The 354-nt window shown below is 58.8% G+C and carries 1 protein-coding gene; it reads left to right on the top strand.

All coding sequences use genetic code 11. The annotated features are described in order from the left end of the window. On the top strand, positions 1–217 hold a 217-nt coding region (locus AXE65_RS13830), incomplete at its 5' end, for a hypothetical protein (RefSeq protein WP_160330599.1). Between the last annotated feature and the right edge of the window lie 137 nt (positions 218–354).

Genomic DNA, 354 nt, shown 5'->3' with positions numbered 1-354 from the left:
TGAGCTGATCTTGAGCTGGACAGGCACCGGCAGACGCGGCGGCGGCGCGAACGTATCGCTATCGGCAGGCTTTAAACACTACCGCATCACACGCGGCGGGCAGGCGTGGGAAACCACCCAAAACACAATCACCATCCCCTACAACAGCGGCGCTTACACCGTGCAACAAGTGCACGCCTTAACCGGCGCTGGACAACCTGCGAGTATCAGCGTATGAGCCTGACCCTTAACAACGCCATCCCCTTTGTGCCGGAAAACACCATAGACCCCGCCAGCGGCCTCAACGAAGCGCTTAACATCATCGACCGCCTGTTGCAATGCCACGTGCAAACGATTGGCGACAATACACCGCCA

It is taken from the genome of Ventosimonas gracilis, assembly GCF_001580025.1.
GTDB lineage: Bacteria > Pseudomonadota > Gammaproteobacteria > Pseudomonadales > Pseudomonadaceae > Ventosimonas > Ventosimonas gracilis.
This window is presented reverse-complemented; position numbering and strand designations above follow the sequence as displayed.